The 24,211-nt window shown below is 70.4% G+C and carries 21 protein-coding genes; 8 read left to right on the top strand and 13 right to left on the bottom strand.

All coding sequences use genetic code 11. The features are described 5' to 3' along the window. Positions 1-1,927 (bottom strand): SDR family oxidoreductase (locus V6M57_RS06980; protein WP_332814269.1); only part of this gene is annotated, 1,927 nt, incomplete at its 3' end. A 206-nt stretch (positions 1,928-2,133) separates the two neighbouring features. Here V6M57_RS06980 and V6M57_RS06975 point away from each other — a divergent pair. From V6M57_RS06975 to V6M57_RS06955, 5 genes are all read left to right on the top strand, one after another. Continuing rightward, positions 2,134-2,664: a phasin family protein gene (locus tag V6M57_RS06975; RefSeq protein ID WP_332814268.1), complete on the top strand. Its 531-nt coding sequence runs from the start codon at positions 2,134-2,136 to the stop codon at positions 2,662-2,664. A 243-nt stretch (positions 2,665-2,907) separates the two neighbouring features. Next, entirely contained in the window at positions 2,908-4,116 is a 1,209-nt protein-coding gene (locus V6M57_RS06970; RefSeq protein ID WP_332814267.1) for a patatin-like phospholipase family protein, read from the top strand. 33 nt (positions 4,117-4,149) lie between these two features. Then, positions 4,150-4,881, top strand: coding sequence for a TetR/AcrR family transcriptional regulator (locus tag V6M57_RS06965; protein ID WP_332814266.1), 732 nt, complete (start codon positions 4,150-4,152; stop codon positions 4,879-4,881). Next, positions 4,847-5,620, top strand: a complete 774-nt coding sequence (locus V6M57_RS06960; RefSeq protein ID WP_332814265.1) for a hypothetical protein — start codon at positions 4,847-4,849, stop codon at positions 5,618-5,620. The genes V6M57_RS06965 and V6M57_RS06960 overlap by 35 nt, the downstream gene beginning before the upstream one ends. A gap of 70 nt (positions 5,621-5,690) precedes the next feature. Beyond that, on the top strand, positions 5,691-6,164 hold the full coding sequence (locus V6M57_RS06955; protein WP_332814264.1) for a hemerythrin domain-containing protein: 474 nt from the start codon (positions 5,691-5,693) through the stop codon (positions 6,162-6,164). Positions 6,165-6,331: 167 nt separating this feature from the next. Here V6M57_RS06955 and V6M57_RS06950 read toward each other — a convergent pair whose 3' ends face one another. Further along, positions 6,332-7,852, bottom strand: coding sequence for a wax ester/triacylglycerol synthase family O-acyltransferase (locus V6M57_RS06950; protein WP_332814263.1), 1,521 nt, complete (start codon positions 7,850-7,852; stop codon positions 6,332-6,334). A gap of 90 nt (positions 7,853-7,942) precedes the next feature. Between V6M57_RS06950 and V6M57_RS06945 the strand changes: the two genes are divergently transcribed. Beyond that, positions 7,943-8,200 (top strand): acyl-CoA-binding protein, encoded by a 258-nt coding sequence (locus V6M57_RS06945; RefSeq protein WP_332814262.1) that lies wholly within the window; start codon positions 7,943-7,945, stop codon positions 8,198-8,200. Between the two features lie 179 nt (positions 8,201-8,379). Here the strand turns inward: V6M57_RS06945 and V6M57_RS06940 are convergent, their stop codons facing one another. The 5 genes from V6M57_RS06940 to argE all read right to left on the bottom strand — a co-directional run bounded on the left by V6M57_RS06940 (position 8,380) and on the right by argE (position 14,482). Then, on the bottom strand, positions 8,380-9,582 hold the full coding sequence (locus tag V6M57_RS06940) for a CaiB/BaiF CoA transferase family protein (RefSeq protein ID WP_332814261.1): 1,203 nt from the start codon (positions 9,580-9,582) through the stop codon (positions 8,380-8,382). 3 nt (positions 9,583-9,585) lie between these two features. Next, on the bottom strand, positions 9,586-9,987 hold the full coding sequence (locus tag V6M57_RS06935) for a polyhydroxyalkanoic acid system family protein (protein ID WP_332814260.1): 402 nt from the start codon (positions 9,985-9,987) through the stop codon (positions 9,586-9,588). Continuing rightward, the gene (locus V6M57_RS06930) at positions 9,980-11,083 is read right to left on the bottom strand and encodes an aminopeptidase (RefSeq protein ID WP_332814259.1); all 1,104 of its coding nucleotides are present in this window, start codon (positions 11,081-11,083) and stop codon (positions 9,980-9,982) included. The genes V6M57_RS06935 and V6M57_RS06930 overlap by 8 nt, the downstream gene beginning before the upstream one ends. Beyond that, entirely contained in the window at positions 11,080-13,116 is a 2,037-nt protein-coding gene (locus tag V6M57_RS06925) for a molybdopterin-containing oxidoreductase family protein (RefSeq protein WP_332814258.1), read from the bottom strand. The genes V6M57_RS06930 and V6M57_RS06925 overlap by 4 nt, the downstream gene beginning before the upstream one ends. Before the next feature lie 190 nt (positions 13,117-13,306). Then, positions 13,307-14,482 carry an acetylornithine deacetylase gene (gene argE / locus V6M57_RS06920; protein ID WP_332814257.1) on the bottom strand — a complete coding sequence of 392 codons (1,176 nt, stop codon included), beginning with the start codon at positions 14,480-14,482 and terminating at the stop codon, positions 13,307-13,309. 81 nt (positions 14,483-14,563) lie between these two features. Between argE and V6M57_RS06915 the strand changes: the two genes are divergently transcribed. Beyond that, positions 14,564-15,760, top strand: a complete 1,197-nt coding sequence (locus V6M57_RS06915; RefSeq protein ID WP_332814256.1) for a M20 aminoacylase family protein — start codon at positions 14,564-14,566, stop codon at positions 15,758-15,760. Next, positions 15,757-16,851, top strand: a complete 1,095-nt coding sequence (locus V6M57_RS06910) for a M14 family metallopeptidase (RefSeq protein WP_332814255.1) — start codon at positions 15,757-15,759, stop codon at positions 16,849-16,851. The genes V6M57_RS06915 and V6M57_RS06910 overlap by 4 nt, the downstream gene beginning before the upstream one ends. A 339-nt stretch (positions 16,852-17,190) precedes the next feature. Here V6M57_RS06910 and V6M57_RS06905 read toward each other — a convergent pair whose 3' ends face one another. The 6 genes from V6M57_RS06905 to V6M57_RS06880 all read right to left on the bottom strand — a co-directional run bounded on the left by V6M57_RS06905 (position 17,191) and on the right by V6M57_RS06880 (position 24,202). Further along, entirely contained in the window at positions 17,191-18,234 is a 1,044-nt protein-coding gene (locus V6M57_RS06905) for an adenosine deaminase (RefSeq protein ID WP_332814254.1), read from the bottom strand. Between the two features lie 168 nt (positions 18,235-18,402). After that, entirely contained in the window at positions 18,403-19,569 is a 1,167-nt protein-coding gene (locus V6M57_RS06900) for a BMP family ABC transporter substrate-binding protein (RefSeq protein WP_332814253.1), read from the bottom strand. A gap of 39 nt (positions 19,570-19,608) precedes the next feature. Then, the gene (locus V6M57_RS06895; RefSeq protein WP_332814252.1) at positions 19,609-20,529 is read right to left on the bottom strand and encodes an ABC transporter permease; all 921 of its coding nucleotides are present in this window, start codon (positions 20,527-20,529) and stop codon (positions 19,609-19,611) included. Beyond that, on the bottom strand, positions 20,529-21,608 hold the full coding sequence (locus V6M57_RS06890; protein WP_332814251.1) for an ABC transporter permease: 1,080 nt from the start codon (positions 21,606-21,608) through the stop codon (positions 20,529-20,531). Before V6M57_RS06890 ends, V6M57_RS06895 begins: the two co-directional genes overlap by 1 nt. After that, positions 21,601-23,142 carry an ABC transporter ATP-binding protein gene (locus V6M57_RS06885; protein ID WP_332814250.1) on the bottom strand — a complete coding sequence of 514 codons (1,542 nt, stop codon included), beginning with the start codon at positions 23,140-23,142 and terminating at the stop codon, positions 21,601-21,603. The genes V6M57_RS06890 and V6M57_RS06885 overlap by 8 nt, the downstream gene beginning before the upstream one ends. A gap of 130 nt (positions 23,143-23,272) precedes the next feature. Beyond that, positions 23,273-24,202 (bottom strand): LysR family transcriptional regulator, encoded by a 930-nt coding sequence (locus V6M57_RS06880; protein ID WP_332814249.1) that lies wholly within the window; start codon positions 24,200-24,202, stop codon positions 23,273-23,275. Positions 24,203-24,211: the final 9 nt, after the last annotated feature.

The following is a 24,211-nucleotide window of genomic DNA, read 5'->3' as shown; positions in this document are numbered from 1 at the left end:
TCCCGCTTTCCTTCTCCCCCTTGGCCGCCGATGAATCCGGAAACATCCGGAAGCTGGTGTTCATGACGATCTGCGCAATGCGCGGCACCAGTGCGTGCAGCAGCTCGCCGGTCACCCCCAGCCGGGTGGCGATGCGCACCGGCTTGGCGATGCAGGCCTCGGCAACCAGGTCGGCGGCCTCCTCGGGAGAGAGTGTGGGCACGTTGTTGTAGATCTTGGTGGGCGCGATCATCGGCGTGCGCACCAGCGGCATGTTGATGGTGGTGAAGGTGATGCCCTGGTCCTGGTACTCGCTGGAAGCACAGCGGGTCCAGGCGTCCAGCGCCGCCTTGCTGGCGACGTAGGCCGAGAAGCGCGGCGCGTTGGTCAGCACGCCGATCGAGCTGATGTTGACTACGTGGCCGCGGCGCCGGGCCACCATGCCGGGCAGCAGGCCCATGGTGACGCGCAGCGCGCCGAAGTAGTTGAGCTGCATGGTGCGCTCGAAATCGTGGAAGCGGTCGTAGCTGGCCTCGATGGCGCGGCGGATCGAGCGGCCCGCGTTGTTGACCAGGAAGTCCACCCCGCCGTGGTCGGCGATCAGTTGCTGCACGAAGCGGTCGCAATCGGCCATGTCGGCCAGGTCGACCGGGTAGGCCAGGAAGCGGTGGCCCCTGGCCGTGGCCTCGGCGCAGGCCTGGTCGAGCTTCTCCTGGTCCCGGCCGCAGATGAGGGTGATCGCGCCGGCCTCGGCGAACTTGTGCGCTGCGGCCAGCCCGATGCCGGAGGAGCCGCCGGTCACCAGCACCACCTTGCCGCCCACGGTGCCGCGCAGGCTGCGGTCGATGTGCAGGTCGGGGTCGAGGTGGCGCTCCCAGTAGTCCCACAGCCGCCAGGCGTAGTCCTTCAGGTTGGGGCAGGCGATGCCGCTGCCCTTGAGCGCGGCCAGCGTCTCGCGGCAGTCGAAGCGGGTCGGGTAGTTGACGAAGTCCAGCATGTCCTCGGGCAGGCCCAGGTCCTTCATCACCGCCCGCCGGATGCGCCGCACCGGCGCCACCGCCATCAGGCCCTTCTTCACGCCCTTGGGGATGAACCCGAGCAGCGCCGCGTTGACGAACAGGTTCATCTTGGGCGCATGCGCGGCGCGCGCGAAGATGTCCAGCACGTCGCCCACGCGGTAGCCGACCGGGTCGACCAGGTGGAAGCACTTGCGCTCGATCTCCGGCCGGTGGCTGATGTGGTCGAGCGCATCGACCACGAAGTCCACCGGCACGATGTTGACACGGCCGCCTTCCAGCCCGACCGCCGGCATCCAGGGCGGCAGGATCTGGCGCATGCGCTGGATCAGCTTGAAGACGTAGTACGGCCCGTCGATCTTGTCCATCTCGCCGGTGCGGCTGTCGCCCACCACCATGGCCGGGCGGTAGACGGTCCACGGCCCCTTGCACTCCTGGCGCACGATCTTCTCGCTCTCGTGCTTGGTCATGAAGTACGGGTGGTCCAGGCCTTCGGCCTCGTCGAACATGTCTTCCCGGAACACGCCTTCGTACAGGCCGGCGGCGGCGATGGAGGACACGTGGTGGAAGTGCCCGGCCGCGATGGCCCTGGCGAACTCCACCGTGTTGCGGGTGCCTTCGATGTTGACGGCGACCTGGCTCTCCTCGTCGGCGGCCAGGTCGTAGACGGCGGCCAGGTGGAAGAAGTGGTGGATGGAGCCCTTCAACAGCTTCACGTCGTGGGCGGAGACACCCAGCTTCTTCGCGGTCAGGTCGCCGTATACGGGGATGGCGCGCGATGCCGGCACGCCCCAGTGCTCGCGCAGCGCGGCAACCTTGCCCTCGCTTTCCTTGCGGATCAGGAAGTACACCACCGAGCCCTTGCGCTCGAGCAGCTTGCCGACCAGGCGCTTGCCGATGAAGCCCGTCGCGCCGGTGACGAAATAGTGCATGGGAAGACCTCCGGATGGTGCCGCGTGCTGTCGCGCGGGTGCGTGTTTGCGGGGGATTCTGGTGCAAAGGCGCAGGGTGGCGATTCCGCGTTAACCCAAAGACAGGCGGCTGCCCGTGAACGCAATTAGGAGCGCCCGCCTACTGCCAGCCCGCCCTGCGCCGTAAAGTCGACTCACCCATCCACTCTCACCTTGGAGTCCGCACCATGGTCAAGAAGATCCAGCGCACCGGCGCCGCCGGCAACAGCAAGAAGGACAAGGGCGGCGTGCCGCTGTCCAGCACGGTCCGGGAGTCGGCCAGCCAGATCTGGCTGGCCGGCCTGGGCGCGTTCGCCAAGGCGCAGGACGAGGGCAGCAAGGTGTTCGACACGCTGGTCAAGGAAGGCCTGTCCATCCAGCGCAAGACCCAGGCGGTGGCCGAAGAGAAGATTTCCGAGGCCACCAGCCGCATGGCGCTGATGGCCACCGACCTGTCGTCCAAGGCGTCCGGCCAGTGGGACAAGCTCGAGAGCATCTTCGAGGAACGGGTCGCCCGCGCCCTCAAGAAGCTGGGCGTGCCTTCGGCCAAGGAGGTGGATGCGCTGATCGCGCGCATCGACGAACTCAATCGCAGCGTGGCCAGCCTCGGCGGCAAGACGGCTTCCGGCGCGCGCAGGAGCCCGCGCGCCGCGGCGGGCGCGAAGAAGGTGGCGACCCCACCCTCGCGCAAGCGTGCGGCCAAGAAGGCGGCTGCCTGAACAGCCAGAGGCAGTGTCTTCGCGACGCGGGCCGGGGCCATGTCATTGCGGGCTTGACGGAGCCTGCCCCGGACTTGATCCGGGGCAATCCATCTCCCGGCGCATGATCACGCACGGCGGTCCGCAGCATTCCGGAGGTGGATTCCGGCTTTCGCCGGAATGACATACGAAACGGGACGAACCTGCCCGGCGCTTGTTGCAACGCAGCAGCCGCAGCCCGCGCCGGCACCTAAACTGGGGTTCATGAGCACAGGCAGTACCTCGCCACGCGTTGCGCTGGCACTGGCCGGTGGCGGTCCGCTCGGCGCCATCTACGAAATCGGTGCGCTCTGCGCACTGGAGGAGTCGCTGCAAGGCGTCGCCTTCAACCGGCTGCACCACTACGTGGGCGTGTCGGCCGGCGGCTTCATCGCCGCCGCGCTGGCCAACGGATTCACCCCGCGCGAACTGTGCGCCTCCTTCATCGAGAACAGCGGCGGCAGCGAGGTGTTCGATCCCGCCTGGCTGATGGTGCCGGCCTGGGGCGAATTCCGGCACCGGTTGGGGCGGCTGCCCCGACTGGCGGCTTCGGCGCTGTGGCGCGCCACCGGGGGGCGCAAGCCACTGACGCACGCCATCGAGCAGCTCGGCCCGGCCCTGCCCACCGGCCTGTTCTCCAGCGAGGAGATCCACCGCCGCCTGGCCGAGGCGTTTTCGCGGCCGGGCCGCAGCAACGACTTCCGGCGACTGCCCACCCGGCTGACCCTGGTGGCCACCAACCTCGACACCGGCGAAGCCGCTCCGTTCGGCCGGCCGGGGTTCGACGAGGTGCCGATTTCCCGGGCGGTGCAGGCCAGCGCCGCGCTGCCGGGGCTGTTTCCGCCGGTGCGCATCGGCGACGGGTACTTCGTCGACGGCGCGCTGAAGAAGACCCTGCACGCCAGCGTGGCACTGGCCGAGGGCGCGGACCTGCTGCTGTGCCTCAACCCGCTGGTGCCGTTCAGGGCCGGCGCCGCGGCCCGCCCCGGCGAGCGCGGCATCCCGCGCATCGTCGAGGGCGGGCTGCCGGCGGTGCTGAGCCAGACCTTCCGGTCGATGATCCATTCGCGCATGGAGCTCGGGATGAAGCAGTACGAGCGGCTCTACCCCCGCACCGACATCGTGCTGCTGGAGCCGGACCGGGGCGATGCGCAGATGTATCTTGCCAACACCTTCAGCTATCGGCAGCGGCGCGAACTGGCGGAGCATGCCTACCAGCAGACGAGGGCCCTGCTGCGGGCGCGGCAGGCGGACATCGGGCCCAAGCTGGCGCGCCACGGGGTGCGGTTGCGCGGCGACGTGCTGCTGCAGCAGCGCAGACTGCTGGCGCCGCAGCCCGGCTCGCGCGTCGGCCAGGCCATGGTGCGGCTGGATGGCGCGCTGGATGACCTCGCGCGGTGGGTGCAGGCCTGCGGCGACAAGGCTGCCGCCTGACGAGCGGGGCCGCTGGATCCTGCGCGCACCGACATGGCCAAGAAAGCCCCCCGCCGCACGGCCGAGCGCATCCTGGAGGTGACGCTGGACCTGTTCAACCGCTTCGGCGAGCCGAACGTGTCGACCACGCTGATCTCGGCCGAGATGAACATCAGCCCGGGCAACCTGTACTACCACTACCCGGCCAAGGAGGAACTGGTCAACTCGCTGTTCGGGCGCTACGAGCGCTCGCTGTCGGAACTGCTGGCGGCGGCCGACAACGTCCGCAACGTCGAGGACGCCTGGTTCTTCCTGCACACGCTGTTCGAGCTGATCTGGCAGCACCGCTTCCTGTACCGCGACCTGAACGACCTGCTGTCGCGCAACCGCAAGCTGGAAACGCAGTTCCAGGCGGTCCTGAAGAACAAGGCCCGCGCCATCCGCGCGATGCTCGACGGGATGAACCGCCACGGATCGGCCGACATCGATTCACGCGAGGCCGAACCCATGGCCACCAGCATGGTGGTGGTGCTGACGTACTGGCTCAGCTTCGAGTACGTGCGCGATCCGCGCCACGCACTGGAGCCGGCCAGCGCGCAGGCGGCCCTGCTGCGCGGCGCGCACCACGTGCTGCATCTGCTGGTACCCTATCTGCGTGCCGACCAGCGCGCCCACTTGCTGGGCCTGGCCGGGGCCTACACGGCCGGTGGGCAGCAGGCACGCCACGACAAGGACGATCGGGAGACAACGAGTGGGCAAGTGGGCAGCGTTCCCGCAGCTGGGTGAATTCGACTTCGGCGCCGACGAGGTCCGCCGCAACTGGGCCCGCCTGCACGCGGGCGATGCCGAGCCGCTGCCGGCCGATCCCGCGGTGCTGCAGGCCTGGGCGCTCTACCACCGCGGCGAGTTCCACAAGGCGGCACTGGCCGGGCTCGAAGCAGGCGGCGCCGGCGTCACCGTGGCCAACAAGGCCACCTGCATCTACGCCACCTACCTCGAGAAGAAGGAGAAAGCGCGGCTCGAGTTGTTCCAGGAGGTGGCGCAGCGCGCCGAAGCGCAGGCCGCACGCGAGCCGCACAACGCCGCCGCCTGGCACCACCGCGGCTACGCGCTCGGGCGCTACAGCCAGGCGATCAGCGTGGCCAAGGCGCTGGCGCAGGGCCTGGGCAGCAAGGTCAAGGAGTCGCTGGAGAAGGCGATCAGGCTCAATCCGCGTCATGCCGACGCGCACGTCGCGCTGGGCGCCTTCCACGCCGAGGTGATCGACAAGGTCGGCCCGCTGATCGGCGGCATGACCTACGGCGCCCGCAAGGAAACCGGCCTGCTGCTGTTCCGGCAGGCGCTCGAGCTCAACCCCAATTCGGCCATCGGCCTGATCGAGTACGCCAACGGGCTGGTCATGCTGGAGGGCGAAGGCAGGATGGCCGAGGCGACCGAGCTGTACGAGCGCGCGGCGGCGCTGCAGCCGCTGGACGCGACCCAGCGCCTGGACGTGGCGCTGGCGCAGGCCGAACTGCAGGAGTAGTCCGCGGCTGGGCTGCACCCGGCGGCCTTGGCCTACACCCTGCTGCGGCCGGGCCGCCGAGACTGGCGCCATGGACATCTTCGACGCCCTTCTCCAGAGCCACCGGCAGCAGCGGGCCATCTGCCGGCGCCTGCTCGACGCCATCGGCGAACCCGCGCAGCGCCGGCAGGCGCTGGACGAACTCAAGGTCGAGATGGCGGCCCACGAGACCGCCGAGGAGCGCACCTTCTACGTGCCACTGATCGAGCACGACGAAACCGTGGAAGCCGCACGGCACGGCATCGCCGAGCACCACGAGATGGACGAGATGGTGGAGGACCTGGAGAAGGCCGATCCCGGCTCGCCCGAGTGGCTGGAGGGCCTGGGCAAGCTGGTGCACAAGCTGGAGCACCACCTGCAGGAAGAGGAAGAGAAGTGGTTTCCCCTGGCGCGGGAAGTGCTGTCACGCGGGCAGCAGAAGGCGCTGGGCGAGCCGTACCGGGAAGAGCACGACCGGCTGGCGGCGAAGGAGGAAGAAGAACAGGAGCGTGAGCGGCAGCAGTGAGGCTCTTGCGCTTGCCCTCCCCTGTGTCATCCCGGCGGAAAGCCCCCGCCCCTTGCCAGCGCCCGCGAGTGTCCTGGCGCCTGGAGATGGATTGCCCCGGATCAAGTCCGGGGCAGGCTCCGTCAAGCCGGCAATGACACGGTTTGCGCGGGGATGTTGCAACTGCCCTAGCCGTCCCCCCAGGGCAGCATCAGCGTCAGCCAGGACAGCTTGGCGAACTCCGGCGCGAAGGCGTCGATGATCTTTTGCGGCTGCGGGCACAGCGCCGCATCGGCGATGACGCCGAACTGCACGTTGCCCCCGTAGCTGAGGATGGACACGCCCAGGCCGATGTTGCCGGACTGCGGCACCCAGAACATGCATTGCTCCAGCGTGGCGCCCAGGAAGCGCAGCTTCTCGCGCGGGCCGGGCACGTTGGTGATGACGGCGGTGGTCTTGTCGCTGAAAAGGCCGAGCAGCAGGTCCTGCGCCGGCTTGACCAGCAGGCCGGCGACGGTCAGGACGGCGAACGCCAGCAGCGGCTGGGTGCTGCCCTTCAGGGCCTCCATGCGCCGGCGCACCTCGTAGATGCGCTCGATCGGGTTCTCGATGCCGATCGGCAGCACCAGCGGCACCATCCCGAAGCGGTTGCCCAGTTTCCAGGCCTGCTCCATCGGCCGCAGGTTGACCGGCACCATGGCGCGGATCTCCTTGCCCGCAGGGTCGTCGCCCTGCCCGCGCAGGTACTCGCCGATGGCGCCCGACACGCAGGACAGCAGCACGTCGTTGATCGAGCAGTTGAGCGCCTTGCCGACCGCCTTGATTTCGTCCAGCGGCAGCGGGGCGCACCAGGCCACCCGCTTGCGGCCCTCGGGCTGCCCCTTGAGCAGGGTCTTGGAATCGTCCGGCATCAGCAGCAGCGCCGCGGAGTCGCCGGCCACCTGGTAGGCGAGCCGCGCCAGTTCGAGCGAGCCTTCCAGGCCGGCGCGCGGATCGTCCAGCAGGTGCAGCGAACGCGCGGCGCCGGCGCCGGCGGCGTCGAAGGCCTTGACGCTGAGGTCGGTGAAGGGCTTGAGCAGGCTCTCGGCGATCCAGTGCCCGCCATCCGGAGCCGGGCCGCGCGCCCTGCGCTGCGGCGGCGGGGCGCCGCCATCCACCAGCGACAGCACCACCGAGATCAGCGCGATGCCATCGGCGATGCAGTGGTGGATGCGCACGGCCAGCGCGCTGCCGCCGTCGAAGTCCTCCACCAGGTGGAAGCGCCACAGCGGCAGCTGGCGATCGAGCGGCTGCATCGCCAGCTGGCCCACCCTCGCCTGCAACGCGGCTTGCTCGCCGCCTGCGCGGCCGCGCGGCAGCTTCTCGCGCACGACGAGCTGGCGCACGTCCAGCCCCGGCGTGTCCACCCAGCTGGCGCCGGTGGCGTCTTCCACCACGTGCTGGCGAAAGCGCGGGTATTTCAGCAGGCGTTCCTCCACCCGGCGGCACAGCGCCTCGTAGTCGATGCGCGGGCGCAGCGTCCAGACCCCGATGATCATCATCAGGTTGCGCTCGCTGTCCATGCGCAGCCAGGCCGTGTCGACCTTGCTCATTCGCTCGCCCGCCAATCCCAGCGCGCCGCGCACGGCACGGGTTGCCTGCTTCACGGCGCCGCGGGCGGCGCGCCGGGCGGCTTGCTGGGCGACGCTGCGGACGATGCGGGTGGCCATGCGGGAAGTCCTTCTGCGGATTGGATGCGCGCCGATTGTGGGCGCGGCCGGGGCTTAAGATACCGCGGACTTTCCCACCGGAGCCCCACCATGGCCGACCTCAAAGCCGAATTCGAAGCCGCCGTCGCCAACTCCAAGACCCTGAGCGAGCGGCCCGACAACAGCACACTGCTGAAGATCTACGGCCTGTACAAGCAGGCCACCGAGGGCGACAACGCCGCGAAGAAGCCCGGCTTCGGCGACATGGTCGGGCGAGCCAAGTGGGACGCCTGGAACGGGCTGAAGGGCACGTCCAGCGACGACGCGATGCGGCAGTACGTGGACCTGATCAACTCGCTGCGGGGGTAGGCCCCGGGTCCCTCGGCGCCGCGCCGCGCCGCCTCGCCTTGCATGTCATCCCGGCGCAAGCCAGGCGAACGCCGGGATCCATCCCCCGAGGCCCACACGCCACTGCGCGAATTCAGTCGGCGCGCGATGGATGGCGGGTCCAGCCCGCCATGACATCGGGGATGCGGCCGCAGCGCGCCTCAGCCCACCACCCCCCGCTCCCGCAACGCCGCGACCTGCCCCGGCGTCAGCCCGATCTCCCGCAAGACGGCCTCGGTGTCCTGCCCCAGCGCCGGCGCATTGCGGCGGTGGCCCCCGGGCGTGCGTGACAGCTTGGGCACGATCCCGGGCACGGCGACGGCGCTGCCGTCGTCCAGCACCACTTCCTGGATCATCCCGCGCGCGCGGTAGTGCGGATCGGCCGCGATGTCGGCCACGGTGTAGATGCGGCCGGCCGGCACGTGCGCGGCCTCCAGCGCGGCCAGCACTTCGTCCACCGTGTGCCGGGCCGTCCAATCGCCGATCGCGCGGTCGATCTCCTCCACCCGCGCCACCCGGCCGGCATTGGTCGCCAGCGCCGGATCCGCGCCCAGGTCGTGCCTGCCGATGGCCGCCATCAGCCGGCGGAAGATGCTGTCGCCGTTGCCGGCCACCAGCGCGTAGCCGCCGTCGCTGCACCGGTAGGCGTTGGTCGGCGCGATGCCCGGCATGGCGCTGCCCGCGGGCTGGCGCACCACGCCGAAGGCGCTGTACTCCGGCAGCAGGCTCTCCATGCAGTTGAACACGGCCTCGTACAGCGCCACGTCCACCACCTGCCCGCGGCCGCTGGCCTGGCGCTCGTGCAGCGCCATCAGGATGCCGATCACGCCGTGCAGCGAAGCCAGCGTGTCGCCGATGGAAACGCCCACCCGCACCGGCACCCGGCCGGGCTCGGCGGTCAGGTGGCGCAGGCCGCCCATGGCCTCGGCCACCACGCCGAAACCGGGCCGGTCGCGATAGGGGCCGGTCTGGCCGTAGCCACTCACGCGCAGCACGACCAGGCGGGGATTGCGCTCGAGCAATGCCACGGGGTCCAGGCCCCAGCCCTCCAGCGCGCCGGGTCGGAAGTTCTCCACCAGCACGTCGGCCTCGGCAGCCAGCCGGCGCACGATGTCCTGCGCGGCCGGATCCTTCAGGTCGAGCGCGATCGAGCGCTTGTTGCGCGACTGCACCTGCCACCACACCGAGGTGCCGTCCTTGAGCAGGCGCCACTGCCGCAGCGGGTCGCCGCCGGCGGGCGGTTCCACCTTGACCACCTCGGCACCGAAATCGGCCAGCGTCTTGGCCGCGAACGGGCCGGCGATCAGCTGCCCCAGCTCCAGCACCTTCAGGCCGGCCAGCGGCCCCGCACTTGCCGATTCCACGATTCAGGCCTTGCGGCTGCGCGCCGCCGCCCGCTTGGCCGTGCCGGCCGCGGCCTTGCTGCCGGAGCGCCGGGTCGCTTCGGCCACGCCGTGCTGGAAAGCCTGGACCGGATCGGCGTGCTGCAGCAGCTCGTCCAGGTTGCGGGTGATCTCGGTTTCGATGCGGTCCTTGAAGGCGCCCAGCAGCAGGCCGAGCCGCGCGTGCAGCTCGAAGCGGTCGCGCGTGACCCGCAGCTCGCCGTTCACGCCCGGGCGCGTGAAGCTGACCAGGTCGGAGGTCTTGCCCTCCTCGTAGGTGCATTCCATGTCCAGCTTGCCCTCGGCCGCCTCGGCCCACTTGAAGGCCAGCTGGCGGGCGCGCGGCAGCCCCAGGCTGTGCTCGCGTTCGATGTGGATGTCAGGCACGGCCCTTCTCCTTGTCTTTCAGGTATGCGTGTCGTTCCGCCTTGGGCAGTTTGGCCAGCCGCCTGGCCTCGTCGTAGAAGCGGTCCCAGTCGCCCCCCAGCGAGTGGAACAGGGCCTCGAAGCCGGGCACCAGTTCGTCGTAGGCCTTCTGGGCACCGAAGGACGCATTGTTGGCGCCGGCCACCCAATTGTCGTAGCCGCGCAGCCGGGCCGGCTCCACGTCCCAGCTGTCGCGCAGCCGGTGATAGTCGGCACGGAAGCCGGCCATCACCTGGGCCTTGCGCCGGCGCAGCTGCTCTTCGCCGGCGGAAGCCTTGTCGTCGTAGACGGCCTCCAGCTGCGCGCGCGTGGCCCGGGTGAGCGCGCGGAAGGCGCGCCGCCGGCCGTCGTAGCGCGCGTAGTCGGCGCGCGCCTCGGGCGATGCCTGCTCCTGCAGCCAGCGCTGCACGCCCAGCCGCTCGACCGCGGTGGCGAAGGACTCGTTGAACACGGTGTCGCCGCGCGCGTACAGCACCTGGTGGGCCAGCTCGTGGAAGATGAGCCGGGCCAGCTCGCCTTCGGGGTAGTGGATGAAGGTGTTCAGCAGCGGGTCGCCGCCGGCCCAGTTCATCCACCCGAGCGTGGAGTAGGCCGGCACCGGGTAGCTGCTGGCTTCGTAGCCTTCGGCGCGCATGCGCGCCGCCTCCGCCTTGGCATCGGCCTCGTCGAAATAGCCGCGGTAGCCCACGCAGCCGGTGATGGGGAAGCACCAGGTCTTGAGCTCGAGCGAGAACTCGGGCGCGGCCACCACGTTCCAGATCACGGCGCTGCGCTGCAGGTCGGCGTAGCGCCGGTAGCTGGGGTTGTCGGGCAGGTGCAACTCGCTGGAGGCGTAGGCGCGAATGCGCTGGCTCAGCTGCAGGCGCTCCTTCAGCCGCTGCGAGGCCTGCTCGTCACCCAGCCAGTCCTGCACCGGCCGCGACGCCTGCAGGATGCGCAGGTGGCCGGTGGCCGACTGCCAGTAGTAGCCCAGGTTGGCGCAGCCGGACAGGCAGAGCAGCGAAGCCGCCACTGCCACCGTCCCCGCCGCCGACGCCACCAGCCACCTGCCCTTCACGCCGGCTGCACGTCCACCAGGCAGTCGTAGAACACCGGGCCGCCGCCCAGGTCCGTCAGCCGCTGGCTGGTGAGCTGGTTGACGTTGGTGCCGGCCATGCCGAGCTTGCGCCACCACACGCCCAGGCCGTTGACCACGCCGGGGCGGGCGCGCTCGCACACCTGCGCCTTGCAGTGGTATTCGCCGCGATCGTTGAACACGCGCACCGGGGTGCCGTCTTCGATGCCGCGCGCCTGCGCGTCCTGCGGATGGATCTCCAGCAGCGGCTCGCCCTCGATCGCCCGCAGCGCGTCCACGTTGACGAAGGTCGAGTTCAGGAAGTTGCGCGCCGGCGGCGAGATCATCGCCAGCGGGTAGCGCGGCGACGAGCCGAAGGCCTCGTGGTTGGGCACGTGGTCCGGCAGGCCGTCCAGGCCCTGCCGGGCCAGCGCGGCGCTGAAGAACTCGCAGCGGCCCGAGGGGGTGGGGAACCGGCCTTCGGCAAAGGGCGCATCGGGCACGGGCAGGGGCGCAAAGCCGTTCTGGAGCAGCTCATCGAAATCCACGCGGCCGGCGCAGGCCTGCCGGCAGATCGCCTCGTCGCTGTCCGCGAAGCAGGCGTCGGCGAAACCCATGCGCGCGGCCAGGTCGCGGAAGATCTGCGAGTTGGGCCGGGCCTCGCCCAGCGGCGCGATCGCCGGCCGGTTGAGCAGCACGTCGGTGTGGCCGTAGGCGGTGTGCAGGTCCCAGTGTTCCAGCTGGGTGGTGGCGGGCAGCACGTAGTCGGCGTAGTCGGCGGTGTCGGTGCGGAAATGCTCCAGCACCACGGTGAACAGGTCCTCGCGCGCGAAGCCGCGCACCACCTGCGCCGACTCGGGCGCCACTGCGACCGGGTTGCTGTTGTAGACGACCACCGCTTCTACGCGCGGACCGAACGCCGGCGACGCGGGCCGCTGCAGGTCGTCGCCGATGGTGACCATGTTGATGCTGCGCGGCGTGCGGCCGGCCAGCAGGTCGGGCCGCTGCACGGCCGCCCGGTCCAGCGTGGCCCAGCCGGAGCTGGACAGCAGCACGCCGCCCGCGCGGTCGCGCCAGGCGCCCACCAGCGCCGGCAGGCAGGCCACGGCGCGCGCCGCGTTGCCGCCGCCATGCACGCGCTGCATGCCGTAGTTCAGCCGGATAGCGGCCGGACGGAGGGTGCCGTAGTCGCGCGCCAGCTCGCGGATGCGCTGGGCATCGATGCCGCAGGTGGCGGCGGCCCGCTCGGGCGACCAGCGCAGCGCGCGTTCGCGCAACGCTTCCCAGCCCAGGGTGTGGCGGGCGATGTAGTCGTGGTCCAGCCAGTCGTTGCGGACCAGCTCGTGCATCAGCGCGAGTGCCAGCGCCGCATCGGTGCCGGGCAGGATCTGCAGGTGCTCGTGGCACTTCTCGGCGGTCTCGGTGCGGCGCGGATCGATGCACACCAGGCGGGCGCCGCGCCGCTTGGCCTCCTGCGCCAGTCGCCAGAAGTGCAGGTTGCTGGTGATGGAGTTGCTGCCCCAGATCAGGATCAGCTTCGCCTCGGCGAAGAACTCCACCTTCATGCCGACCTTGGCGCCCAGCGTGTGCACCATGGCGGCGGAACCGGCCACCGAGCAGATGGTGCGATCGAGCAGGGAAGCGCCCAGCCGATGGAAGAAGCGCGAAGCCATGCCGTCGCCCTGGACCCAGCCCATGGTGCCGCAGTAGCTGTAGGGCAGGATCGCCTGCGGGTCGCGCGCGGCGATAGCGGACAGGCGCGACGCGATGTCCTGCAGCGCCTCGTCCCAGCTCACGGCCTCGAACCGGCCCGACCCCTTGGGCCCGACCCGCCGCAGCGGCCGCAGCACGCGCCCGGGGTGGTAGGTGCGCTCGGCGTAGCGCGAGACCTTGGCGCACAGCACGCCGTCGGTGGGGCGGTGGGCCGGGTTGCCCTGCACCCGGGTCGCAACGCCGTCGACGACGGTGGTCACCAGCGAGCAGGTGTCGGGGCAGTCGTGCGGACAGGCACCCCGCACCTGTTGCGGTGCGTTCATGCCAGGGGGATTGCCGATGCCGGCGCTCAACGTGTTCACCAAGACCTGCCCCACGACTTACATCCGCTTACCGCAACCGGGGACCCGGGAATGGGAGCGGATCCGGAGTCGGGCCCGCCATGGTAACGGTCCTCGCCCTGGCCCGTGCGGACGCCGGGTGGGCCCCTGCCTTCGCGAGGGTGGCAACTCGTCAGCCCACCGCCTTCGCCGCCGCCAGCCCCCGCATGAACGCCTCGCAGCGGGCCAGTTGCTCCAGGCTCACGTATTCGTCGGGCTGGTGCGCCTGGGTGATGGAACCCGGTCCGCACACCACCGACGCAATCCCGGCGTTGCTGAAGATCCCCGCCTCGGTGCCGAAGGCCACCAGGGTGGTGCCGGCCTCGCCCGCCAGCCGCTGCGCCAGGCGCGTCACCGGGTCGTCCGCCCGCCCCTGGAAGCTGGGGATCTCGCAGATCGTCTCGAAGCGGAAGCCGGCGTCCGGCGCCACCTGCTTCATCGCCGGCTCCAGCGAGCGCGCGTAGTCCACCACCTGGCGCTGCATCGCCCCGGCGTCCGCCGTGGGCAGGTCGCGGAACTCGTAGCGGAACTCGGCGTCGCGCGGCACCACGTTGTCGGCGATGCCGCCGTGGAACTGGCCCACGCTGGCGGTGGAGAACGGCACGTCGAAGCCCTCGTAGCGCGGTTCCTCACGCTCGAAGCCCTCGGCCATGTCGCGCACCTTGCCCACCACCCGCGCCGCCATCTCGATCGCGTTGACCGACTTCGGCGTCAGCGACGAGTGCGCCTCCTTGCCGCGCACGCAGCAGCGGAAGCGGTACACGCCCTTGTGCGCGATCGCCGGCACCATGGAGGTGGGCTCGCCCACGATGCAGGCCAGCGGCTTCACGCCGGCCTCGCGCAGGTCGGCGATCAGCTCGCGCACGCCGAAGCAGCCGATCTCCTCGTCGTAGCTGAAGGCGAAGTGGATCGCGAACGGGGCGTCGCCGGCCAGGAACTGCGGCGCATGCGCCAGCGCCAGCCCGATGAAGCCCTTCATGTCGGCCGAGCCGCGCCCGTAGAGCTTGCCGTCGCGCACCACGGCCGACAGCGGGTCGACCGACCAGTCCTGCCCGTCCCAGGGCACGGTGTCGGTGTGGCCGGACAGGATCACCCCGGCCGGCTTGCCCTCGCCCAGCGTGGCGAACAGGTTGGCCTTGGTCCGGTCGGCGTTGAAGGTCAGGCGGGAGGTGACGCCCAGCCGGCCCAGCTCATCGCGGATGAAGTGGATGAGCTCCAGGTTGCTGCGGTCGCTGATGGTGTTCATGCGCACCAGGGACTGGGCCAGTTCCAGGGCGCGCGGTGAAAGCGTGGGGGAGGCGGCAGGCATGGCCGGGATTGTCGCGGATAGGCCTGCGCCGCCCTGCGCCACGGGCTAGACTGCCCGGCTCGAACACACGAAGTTGCGACCATGAACGTCCTCGACTCCATCGTCACGCAGGCAGCGGCGATCACCGCCATCCGGCGCGACCTGCACGCCCACCCCGAACTGTGCTTCCAGGAAGTGCGCACCGCCGACGTGGTGGCGGCCAGGCTCACCGAGTGGGGCATCCCCGTCCACCGCGGCCTGGGCACCACCGGCGTGGTGGGCGTCGTCAAGGGCGGTGACAGCCCGCGCGCGATCGGCCTGCGCGCCGACATGGACGCCCTGCCCATGCAGGAGTTCAACACCTTCGCCCATGCCAGCAAACATGCCGGGCGCATGCACGCCTGCGGGCATGACGGCCACACGGCCATGCTGCTGGCGGCGGCGCAGCACTTCGCCAGGCACCGCAACTTCGACGGCACCGTCTACCTGATCTTCCAGCCGGCCGAGGAAGGCGGCGGCGGCGCGCGCGAGATGATCAAGGACGGCCTGTTCGAGCGCTTCCCGATGGACGCCGTGTTCGGCATGCACAACTGGCCGGGCATGCCGGTCGGCAGGTTTGCCGTCAGCCCGGGGCCGGTGATGGCCTCGTCCAACGAGTTCCGCATCGCCATCCGCGGCAAGGGCAGCCACGCCGCCCTGCCGCACAACGGCATCGACCCGGTGCCGGTCGCCTGCCAGATGGTGCAGGCCTTCCAGACCATCATCAGCCGCAACAAGAAGCCGGTCGACGCGGGCGTGATCTCGGTCACCATGATCCATGCCGGCGAGGCCACCAACGTGGTGCCCGACAGCTGCGAGCTGCAGGGCACGGTGCGCACCTTCACGCCGGAAGTGCTGGATTTGATCGAGGGCCGCATGAAGCAGGTGGCCGAACACATCTGCGCGGCCCACGACGCGCAGTGCGAATTCGAGTTCGTGCGCAACTACCCGCCCACCGTCAACTCCGCCGCCGAGACCGGGTTCTGCCGCGAGGTGATGGCGTCCATCGTGGGCGAGGCCAACGTGATGGTGCAGGAGCCCACCATGGGTTCCGAGGACTTCGCCTTCATGCTGCAGGCCAAGCCGGGCGCCTACTGCTTCATCGCCAACGGCGACGGCACCCACCGCGAGATGGGCCACGGCGCCGGCCCCTGCATGCTGCACAACCCCAGCTACGACTTCAACGACGAGCTGATCCCGCTGGGCGCCACCTACTGGGTGCGGCTGGCCGAGGCCTGGTTCGCCCGGGAGCGCGCATGAAGCTGCAGGACTGCTTCTCCGCCAGCTACGCGCAGGCGCGGCAGCGATTCCTCGACGCCGCGGCCGACGCCGGGCTGCAGGCCGAGTCCAGGATCCATCCCGAGCCGGGGCGCGACGGCGAGGAACTGGCGATGGACGTGGTGCGCGACGGCCCGGTCGATGCGCCGGCCCTGCTGGTGCTGTCCAGCGCCTGCCATGGCGTGGAGGGCTTTTGCGGCAGCGGCGTGCAGGTCGCCGCGCTGAAGGACAAGGCCTGGCGCGAGCTGGCGCGCGACCGGGACGTGGCCGTGCTGTACGTGCATGCGCTCAACCCCTACGGCTTCTCCCACATCCGCCGCACCACGCACGAGAACGTGGACCTGAACCGCAACTTCCACGACTTCACGAAACCGCTGCCGAGGAACCCCGGCTATGCCGAGTTGCACCGGTTGATGTTCCCCGACCACTGGCCGCCTTCGCAGGAGAACGAGGCCGAACTGCAGCGCTGGGTGGACCGCAACGGCGCGGCCGCCTACCAGGCGGCCATCAGCAGCGGCCAGCACGAGTTCCCGGACGGCATGTACTACGGCGGCCTCGGCCCGACCTGGAGCAACCGCACCCTGCGCGAGGTGCTGCAGGCGCATGGGCGCACCACCCGGCGCCTCGCCTGGATCGACTTCCACACCGGACTGGGGCCCAGCGGCCTGGGCGAGCGCATCTATGCCGGCCCGGACGATCCCGCCGAGGTGGCGCGGGCGCGCAGCTGGTGGGATGGCGCCGGCCGCACGCCCGTCACCTCGATCTACGACGGCTCGTCGACTTCCTCGAAGCTGACCGGGATGATGTGGTCCTGCGTGGGCGACGAGTGCCCCGATGCCGAGTACACCGGCATCGCCATGGAGTACGGCACCCAGCCGCTGCTGCAGGTGCTGCAGGCCGTGCGCGCCGAGCACTGGCTGGCCCAGCACCCCGAGGCCGCCCCCGACCTGGCCGCTTCGATCAAGCGGCAGATGCTGGAGGCCTTCTACACCGACACGCCCGAATGGCAGCAGCGCATCTGGGAGCAGGCGCGCGAGGCGATGGGGCAGGCGGTGGAGGGACTGGGGCGCTGAAGCTGCGCGGCGTCGGCTGCGCGTCACCGGCTGTGGCGCGCCTCAGCCGCGCTGCCGCCTCAGCCGCACTGCGCGTGGGTGCGCTGCCGCCCCAACCGCGCGCCGCAATGGGCCGCGCTGCCGCCCCTGCCGCGCGCTGCGTGTCACGCAGCGTCGCACAGCAAACCCCGTGTCATCCCGGCGCAAGCCGGGATCCATCTCCTGTCGCGCTGAATGCGCACGTGCCGTATTCAGACGACGGGTGATGGATTGCGGGTCAAGCCCGCAATGACATGTTGCTTCGGTCAAGCCGCAATGACATGTTGCTTCGGTCAGGCCCGCATAGACATGTCACGTCGATCAGGCCTGCAATGACGCGAAGACTTCGTCCAGCCGGTCCCGCCAGCGCCGCTTCTGTTCCGCCCCGACGAAGCTGGCCTCGAAGCTGTTGTTCGCCAGCTGCCAGGCATGCTGCGCCGTCAGCCCCGTGGCTTCGAACGTCTGCAGGAAGTTGTCGTTCAGGTAGCCGCCGAAGTAGGCCGGGTCGTCGGAGTTGACGGTCACCGCCAGCCCGGCTTCCAGCAGCCGGCGGATGTTGTGGTCCTCCAGCCGCGGGAACACGCACAGCTTCAGGTTGGACAGCGGGCACACGGTCAGCGGCACCCGCTCCTGCGCCAGGCGGCGCATCAGCTGCGGATCCCTGGCCGACTGCACGCCATGGTCGATGCGCTCGACCCCGAGCACGTCCAGTGCCGTCCAGACGTACTCGGGCGGCCCCTCCTCGCCGGCGTGCGCCACCCGGTGCAGCCCGAGTTCGCCGCAGCGCGCGAACACCCGCGCGAACTTCTCCGGCGGATGCCCCACCTCGCTGGAATCCAGGCCCACGCCGATGAACTTGTCGCGCAGGGGCAGCGCCTGCTCCAGGGCCTGGAAGGCCTCCTCCTCGCTCAGGTGGCGCAGGAAGCACAGGATCAGGGACGCGCTCACGCCCAGCTGCTCGCGCGCCTGCTCGCAGGCCCGGTGCAGCCCGTTGATCACGGTTTCCATGGCGACGCCGCGCGCGGTGTGCGTCTGCGGGTCGAAGAAGATCTCCGCGTGCACCACGTTGTCGGCCCTGGCCTTTTCCAGGTAGGCCCAGGCCATGTCGAAGAAGTCCTGCTCGGCGACCAGCACGCCGGCGCCGGCGTAGTAGATGTCCAGGAAGCTCTGCAGGTTGGTGAAGGCGTAGGCGCGCCGCAGTTCGTCGACGCTGGCATACGGGATCGGCACGCCGTTGCGCCGCGCCATCGCGAAGATCAGCTCCGGCTCCAGCGACCCTTCGATGTGGATGTGCAGTTCGGCCTTGGGCATGCGGCGCAGCAGCTCGGGCACGCGGTCGGCGGCAATGGCGGGGATCGTGGCCATCGAAGGGACTCCAGGGTGGCGCCCAGGCGGGCAAGGTGGCGATGCCCTGACTCTACCTGCGCCCGGCCGTCCACCGGCGGGCCGGGCAGCAGGGCCATTCGCCAACGACAAAGGGCCGGGAAGATCCCGGCCCTTGCTGGTCAGCAGGGGCACGCGGCCCCGCCTGCCCTACTTCTTCTCGCCGCCCGGCACCTTGCCTTCCACGCCCTGCACGTAGAAGTTGATGCCGCCCAGGAACTTGTCGTCGGCGACCTGGTCCTTGGCCAGCACTTCCTTGCCGGCGTTGTCCTTGATCGGGCCCTTCCAGATCGCGAAGCTGCCGTCCTTCAGGCCGGCCTTGACCTCTTCGATCTTCTTCTTCGTTTCCTCCGGCACGTCCTCGGCGATCGACACCATGTCGATGGCGCCTTCCTTGACGCCCCACCAGGCCTGCTCGTTGCCCTTCCAGGTGCCTTCCAGCGCGTCGCGCGTGGCCTTGATGTAGTACGGACCCCAGTTGATGATGGCCGAGCCCAGGTGCGCCTTCGGGCCGTAATGGGTCATGTCGCTGTCCCAGCCGAAGGCGCGCTTGCCCATCTTCTCGGCGGTCTGCAGCACGGCCGACGAATCGGTGTTCTGCATCAGCACGTCGGCGCCGCCGTTGATCAGCGAGGTGGCGGCGGCCGTCTCGTTGGGCGGATCGAACCACTTGCCGACCCAGACCACCTTGGTCTTGACCTTGGGGTTCACCGACTGCGCGCCCAGCGTGAAGCTGTTGATGTTGCGCACCACCTCGGGGATGGGCACCGAGCCGACCACGCCCACCACGTTGGACTTGGTCATCTTGCCGGCGATCACGCCGGCCATGTAGGCGCCTTCGTAGGTGCGGCTGTCGTAGGTGCGCAGGTTGTCGGCGGTCTTGTAGCCGGTGGCGTGCTCGAACTTGACGTCCTTGTGGTCGGCCGCGACCTTGACCATGGACTCCATGTAGCCGAAGGTGGTGCCGAAGATCAGCTTGTTGCCCTGCGAGGCCATGTCGCGGATCACGCGCTCGGCGTCGGCCGACTCGGGCACGTTCTCGACGAAGGAGGTGGCCACCTTGTCGCCGAATTCCTTCTCGACCGCCTTGCGGCCGTTGTCGTGCGCGAAGGTCCAGCCGCCGTCGCCCACCGGCCCGATGTAGGCGAAGGCGATCTTCAGCGGCTCGGGCTTGGCCGCGGCCGGCGCGGGCGCAGCGGCGGTGGGCGCCGGAGCCGGCGCCGGCTCTTCCTTCTTGCCGCAGGCGACCAGGGCGGTCGCCGCTACGGCGGACAGGGCCGCAACCTGCAGCAGGGATCGTTTCTTCAGATCGGTCATGGAAGTCCTCTGAGGGGGTGGTGACGACGAAAGCGCGAATTATGTGCCGGGATGGAAGGGCTTCCCCAGCGACGCCGGCATGTTCACCCGGATCCAGGTCGGGTTGCGCGAGATCAGCGCCAGCACCACGATGGTGGCCAGGTAGGGCAGCATGGTCAGGAACTGGGTGGCCACGTCCACCCCGGCGCCCTGCAGGTGGAACTGGAGCATGGTCACGCCGCCGAACAGGTAGGCACCCAGCAGCACCCGCGCCGGCCGCCAGGTGGCGAAGGTGGTCAGGGCCAGCGCGATCCAGCCGCGGCCGGCCACCATGCCCTCGACCCACAGCGGCGTGTAGACCAGGATCAGGTAGGCGCCGGCCAGGCCGCAGAGCGCACCGCCCGCCACCACCGCCGCCAGCCGGATCCAGCGCACCGGATAGCCCAGCGCATGGGCCGACTCGGGCGACTCGCCGACCGAGCGCAGCACCAGCCCGGCGCGCGAGCGGTACAGGAACCAGACCAGCCAGCCCACGAAGGCGATCGCCAGGTAGACCATGGGATGCTGGCGGAACAGCGCCGGCCCCAGCAGGGGGATGTCGCCCAGCAGCGGCACCACGAAGTGCAGCCGCTCGGGCAGCTTCTCCTGCACGTAGCCGATGCCGGCGAACGCCGAGAAGCCGGCACCGAACAGGCTGAGCGCCAGGCCGGTGGCGTACTGGTTGGTGTTGAGCCAGATGACCAGCGCGCCGAAGAGGGCCGCCAGCAGCGCCGACGCGCCCACGCCGGCCAGGAAGCCCAGCACGTCGCTGCCGCTGTGCACGACGGCCACGAAGGCGGCCAGCGCCGCGCACAGCATCATGCCTTCGGCGCCGAGGTTGACGATGCCGGCCTTCTCGTTGATCAGCAGCCCGAGCGACGCCAGCGCCAGCACGGTGCCGGCATTCAGGGTCGCGGCCAGCAGCAGCGCGTAGCTCTCCATCAGGCCGCCCCCTTCAGTCGCGCGCCGCGCCCGAACCGCACCCGGTAGGCGATCAGCGTGTCGCACGCCAGCAGCGTGAACAGCAGCAGGCCCTGGAACACGCCGGTCAGGGACTTGGGCAGGCCCAGCCGCGACTGCGCCAGTTCGCCGCCGATGTAGAACATGCTCATGAGGATGGCCGAGAACACCATGCCGACCGGGTGCAGGCGCCCGACGAAGGCCACGATGATGGCGGCGAAGCCGTAGCCGGCCGGCACGTGCGGCGTGAGCTGGCCGAGCGGCCCGGCCACTTCGAGCGCGCCGGCCAGTCCGGCCGTGCCGCCGGACACCAGCAGCGCCAGCCACAGCGCCTTGCGCGAGGAAAAGCCGGCGTAGCGCGCCGCCGCCGGCGCCAGCCCGCCGACCTGCTGGGCGAACCCGGCGCGGGTGCGGAACAGGAAGATCCACAGCGCCGCCACGCCGGCCAGCGCCACCAGCACGCCGATGCTGATGCGCGAGCCGGCCATCAGCCGCGGCACCTGGGTCACCGCCTCGAAGGTGCGGGTCTGCGGGAAGTTGTAGCCGGCCGGATCCTTCCAGGGGCCGAACACCAGGTAGAACAGCAGCTGCTCGGCCACGTAGACCAGCATCAGGCTGACCAGGATCTCGTTGGCGTTGAAGCGGTCGCGCAGCACGGCGGTGATCGCCGCCCAGGCCATGCCGCCGGCCGTGCCCGCCAGCAGCAGCGCCAGCACGATCCAGCGGCTGGTGTCCTTGCCGGCCATCAGCGCCACCCCGCCGGCGACGATGGCGCCGATGATGAACTGGCCTTCCGCCCCGATGTTCCAGACGTTGGAGCGGAAGCACACCGCCAGCCCCAGCGCCACCAGCAGCAGCGGCGTCGCCTTCACGGTCAGCTCGCCGAGCGCATAGGCCGACTTGACCGGCTCCCAGAAGAACACCTGCAGCCCGCGCACCGGGTCCTTGCCCAGCGCGGCGAACAGCAGCACGCCGATGACGACGGTCAGCACCAGCGCCAGCAGCGGCGAGCCCAGGCTCCAGAAGCGCGAAGGTTCGGGGCGGACTTCCAGCCTAAGCATCGGCGGCCTCCCGCGCGGCCACCGCGGCCGGCGCGTCCCACAGCCCGCTCATCCACTCGCCGATCTTCTGCACCGTCGCCTGCGCGCGCGGCAGCGAGGGCGACAGGCGGCCCTTGGCGATCACGTGCAGGCGGTCGCTCACCTCGAACAGCTCCTCCAGTTCCTCGCTGACCACCAGCACGGCGCAGCCGGCGTCGCGCAGCGCCAGGATCTCGCTGCGGATCTGCGCCGCCGCGCCCACGTCCACGCCCCAGGTCGGCTGCGAGATCACCAGCAGCTTCGGCCGGGCGTCGATCTCGCGGCCGACGATGAACTTCTGCAGGTTGCCGCCGGACAGCGACTGGGCGGCCGCATCCGGCCCGCCGGCCTTGACGTTGAAGCGGCGGATGATGTCCGCGGCCTGGCGCCGCAGCGCCTGCACGTCCACCCAGCCGGAACGGCCCACGGCGTCGGTGCGCGTGAGCATCAGGTTGTGCGCGAGGCCCAGCGAGGGCACGGCGCCGCGCCCCAGCCTTTCTTCCGGCACGAAGTGCAGCCCCAGGTGGCGGCGGTGCGACGGGCCCAGCCGGCCGGCCGGCTGGCCGCCCAGGCGGATGGCATCGGGTCGCGCCCGGCGGTCCTCGCCCGACAGTGCATAGAGCAGCTCGCGCTGGCCGTTGCCCGACACGCCGGCGATGCCCACCACCTCGCCGGCCCGCACTTCGAAGCCGACGCCCTCCAGGTCGATGCCGAAGGGCGACTCGCGCTTCAGGGCCAGGCCCTGTACCTGCAGCACCACCTCGCCCGGCTGGCGGTCGTGGTGCTCCAGCTCGGGCGGCTCGGCGCCGATCATCATGCGGCTGAGCGACGCATTGCTCTCCTCGCGCGGGTCGCATTCGCCGGTGACGCGACCGGCGCGCAGCACCGTGCAGGCATCGCACAGCGCGCGGATCTCGTGCAGCTTGTGGCTGATGTACAGGATGCTGCAGCCTTCGGCCACCAGCTGGCGCAGCACCACGAACAGCTTTTCGACCGCCTGCGGCGTCAGCACCGACGTGGGCTCGTCCAGGATCAGCAGCTGCGGATCGGTCAGCAACGCGCGGATGATCTCCACCCGCTGCATCTCGCCCACCGACAGCGTGTGCACGGGGCGCGAGGGGTCGATCGGCAGGCCGTACTCGGCGGCCTTGGCCTCGATGCGCCGCGCGACCTCGGCCAGCTTCAGGCCCCGGCCCAGCCCCAGCCACACGTTTTCGGCCACGGTCAGCGTGTCGAACAGGCTGAAGTGCTGGAACACCATGCTGATGCCCAGCGCCCGCGCCTCCTGCGGGTTGCGCACCTGCACCGGCCGGCCGTTCCAGACGATCTGCCCGGCGTCGGGCTTGACCGAGCCGTAGATGATCTTCATCAGCGTGGACTTGCCCGCGCCGTTCTCGCCCAGCACCGCGTGCGCCTGCCCGGGCCGCACCGACAGCGAGATGCCGTCGTTGGCCACGACGGCGGGGTAACGCTTGGTGATGTCCTGCAGCTGCAGGCGGGCGGCGGGTTTCGTCATTTCCTTGTTGGTTCTACACCGGGCGTGACACGAAGCGCCAAGCACAGTGCCCCCGCGGAACCGGCTTTGCCGGGCCGCTGGGGGCGCCCCCTCGAGGGGGGAGCGCCGAAGGCGCTTCGGGGGTGGTCCATCACTTGCGCAGCTGGCCGGCCGCGGCCTTGATGCGGCCACGCAGCCACCGGGCCGCGGCCGAGGCGTGGCTGCGCTCGTGCCACAGCTGGTAATAGGTCAGCGGCGGGAAGTCTATCGGCGGCGCCAGGATGGCCAGCGGCAGGCGGCCGGCATAGCGCTCGCAGAACAGGCGGCCGGTGGTCATCACCAGCAGGCTGGCGGCCACCATCGCCGGGATCAGCCCGAAGTGGGCGCAGCGGGCGGTGATGTTGCGCGCCAGGCCCAGGCCTTCGAGGTGCTCGTCGATCACGCCGCGCGCGCCGGGATGCATGGGCGTGGGCGCGACGTGCTCGGCGGCCAGCCAGTCGTCGGCGCTCCAGCCGCGCCGCACCGCCGGGTGCTCGCGGGCCACCAGGCACACGACTTCGTCGGTGAACAGCTCGGCGCGATGCAGGTCGCCGGGCGGCTGCAGCCAGTTGCCGATCACCACGTCGATCTCGCCCTGCGCCAGCCGCTCGTGGTAGTAGCCGTCGGGCGACAGCGGGTGGATCTCGATGCCGGCCTGCGGCGCCTGGCCCTTCACGTCGGCGACGAGCGCCGGCAGGAACTGCGGGTCCAGGTAGTCGCTGGCGGCGACGCGGAAGGTCTGGCCGGTGGTGGCCGGGTCGAAGCCGCGGGCATCGCTGAACAGCGACTCGGCCGCGCGCAGGATGCGGGCGCTGGGTTCGACCATGCGCAGCGCGGCGTCGGTGGGCACCATGGCGGAGCCCGATCGCACCAGCAGCGGGTCGCCGGCCAGCTCGCGCAGGCGCCGCAGCGAGGCCGACACCTGCGGCTGGTGCATGCCCATGCGCAGGGCGGCGCGAGAGACGCTGCGTTCGGTCAACACGGTGTGCAGGACCCGGATGAGGTGGAGGTCGATCTTGTCGAAAAGGTCCTGGTCTCTCATACCCGCGGC

The organism is Ramlibacter sp. (assembly GCF_036676645.1).
In the GTDB taxonomy this organism is placed as follows: Bacteria; Pseudomonadota; Gammaproteobacteria; order Burkholderiales; family Burkholderiaceae_C; genus Ramlibacter.
This window is presented reverse-complemented; position numbering and strand designations above follow the sequence as displayed.

What these genes read in the sequence shown, in the direction of transcription:
- V6M57_RS06975 (WP_332814268.1), top strand. Translation starts at nt 2,134, where the DNA reads ATGGTCAAGAAGATCCAGCGCACCGGCGCCGCCGGCAACAGCAAGAAG.
- V6M57_RS06965 (WP_332814266.1), top strand. Translation starts at nt 4,150, where the DNA reads ATGGCCAAGAAAGCCCCCCGCCGCACGGCCGAGCGCATCCTGGAGGTG.
- V6M57_RS06955 (WP_332814264.1), top strand. Translation starts at nt 5,691, where the DNA reads ATGGACATCTTCGACGCCCTTCTCCAGAGCCACCGGCAGCAGCGGGCC.
- V6M57_RS06950 (WP_332814263.1), bottom strand. Translation starts at nt 7,852, where the DNA reads ATGGCCACCCGCATCGTCCGCAGCGTCGCCCAGCAAGCCGCCCGGCGC.
- argE (WP_332814257.1), bottom strand. Translation starts at nt 14,482, where the DNA reads ATGCCTGCCGCCTCCCCCACGCTTTCACCGCGCGCCCTGGAACTGGCC.
- V6M57_RS06885 (WP_332814250.1), bottom strand. Translation starts at nt 23,142, where the DNA reads ATGACGAAACCCGCCGCCCGCCTGCAGCTGCAGGACATCACCAAGCGT.
- V6M57_RS06905 (WP_332814254.1), bottom strand. Translation starts at nt 18,234, where the DNA reads ATGGCCACGATCCCCGCCATTGCCGCCGACCGCGTGCCCGAGCTGCTG.
- V6M57_RS06945 (WP_332814262.1), top strand. Translation starts at nt 7,943, where the DNA reads ATGGCCGACCTCAAAGCCGAATTCGAAGCCGCCGTCGCCAACTCCAAG.
- V6M57_RS06895 (WP_332814252.1), bottom strand. Translation starts at nt 20,529, where the DNA reads ATGGAGAGCTACGCGCTGCTGCTGGCCGCGACCCTGAATGCCGGCACC.
- V6M57_RS06890 (WP_332814251.1), bottom strand. Translation starts at nt 21,608, where the DNA reads ATGCTTAGGCTGGAAGTCCGCCCCGAACCTTCGCGCTTCTGGAGCCTG.
- V6M57_RS06970 (WP_332814267.1), top strand. Translation starts at nt 2,908, where the DNA reads ATGAGCACAGGCAGTACCTCGCCACGCGTTGCGCTGGCACTGGCCGGT.
- V6M57_RS06925 (WP_332814258.1), bottom strand. Translation starts at nt 13,116, where the DNA reads ATGAACGCACCGCAACAGGTGCGGGGTGCCTGTCCGCACGACTGCCCC.
- V6M57_RS06915 (WP_332814256.1), top strand. Translation starts at nt 14,564, where the DNA reads ATGAACGTCCTCGACTCCATCGTCACGCAGGCAGCGGCGATCACCGCC.
- V6M57_RS06900 (WP_332814253.1), bottom strand. Translation starts at nt 19,569, where the DNA reads ATGACCGATCTGAAGAAACGATCCCTGCTGCAGGTTGCGGCCCTGTCC.
- V6M57_RS06910 (WP_332814255.1), top strand. Translation starts at nt 15,757, where the DNA reads ATGAAGCTGCAGGACTGCTTCTCCGCCAGCTACGCGCAGGCGCGGCAG.
- V6M57_RS06880 (WP_332814249.1), bottom strand. Translation starts at nt 24,202, where the DNA reads ATGAGAGACCAGGACCTTTTCGACAAGATCGACCTCCACCTCATCCGG.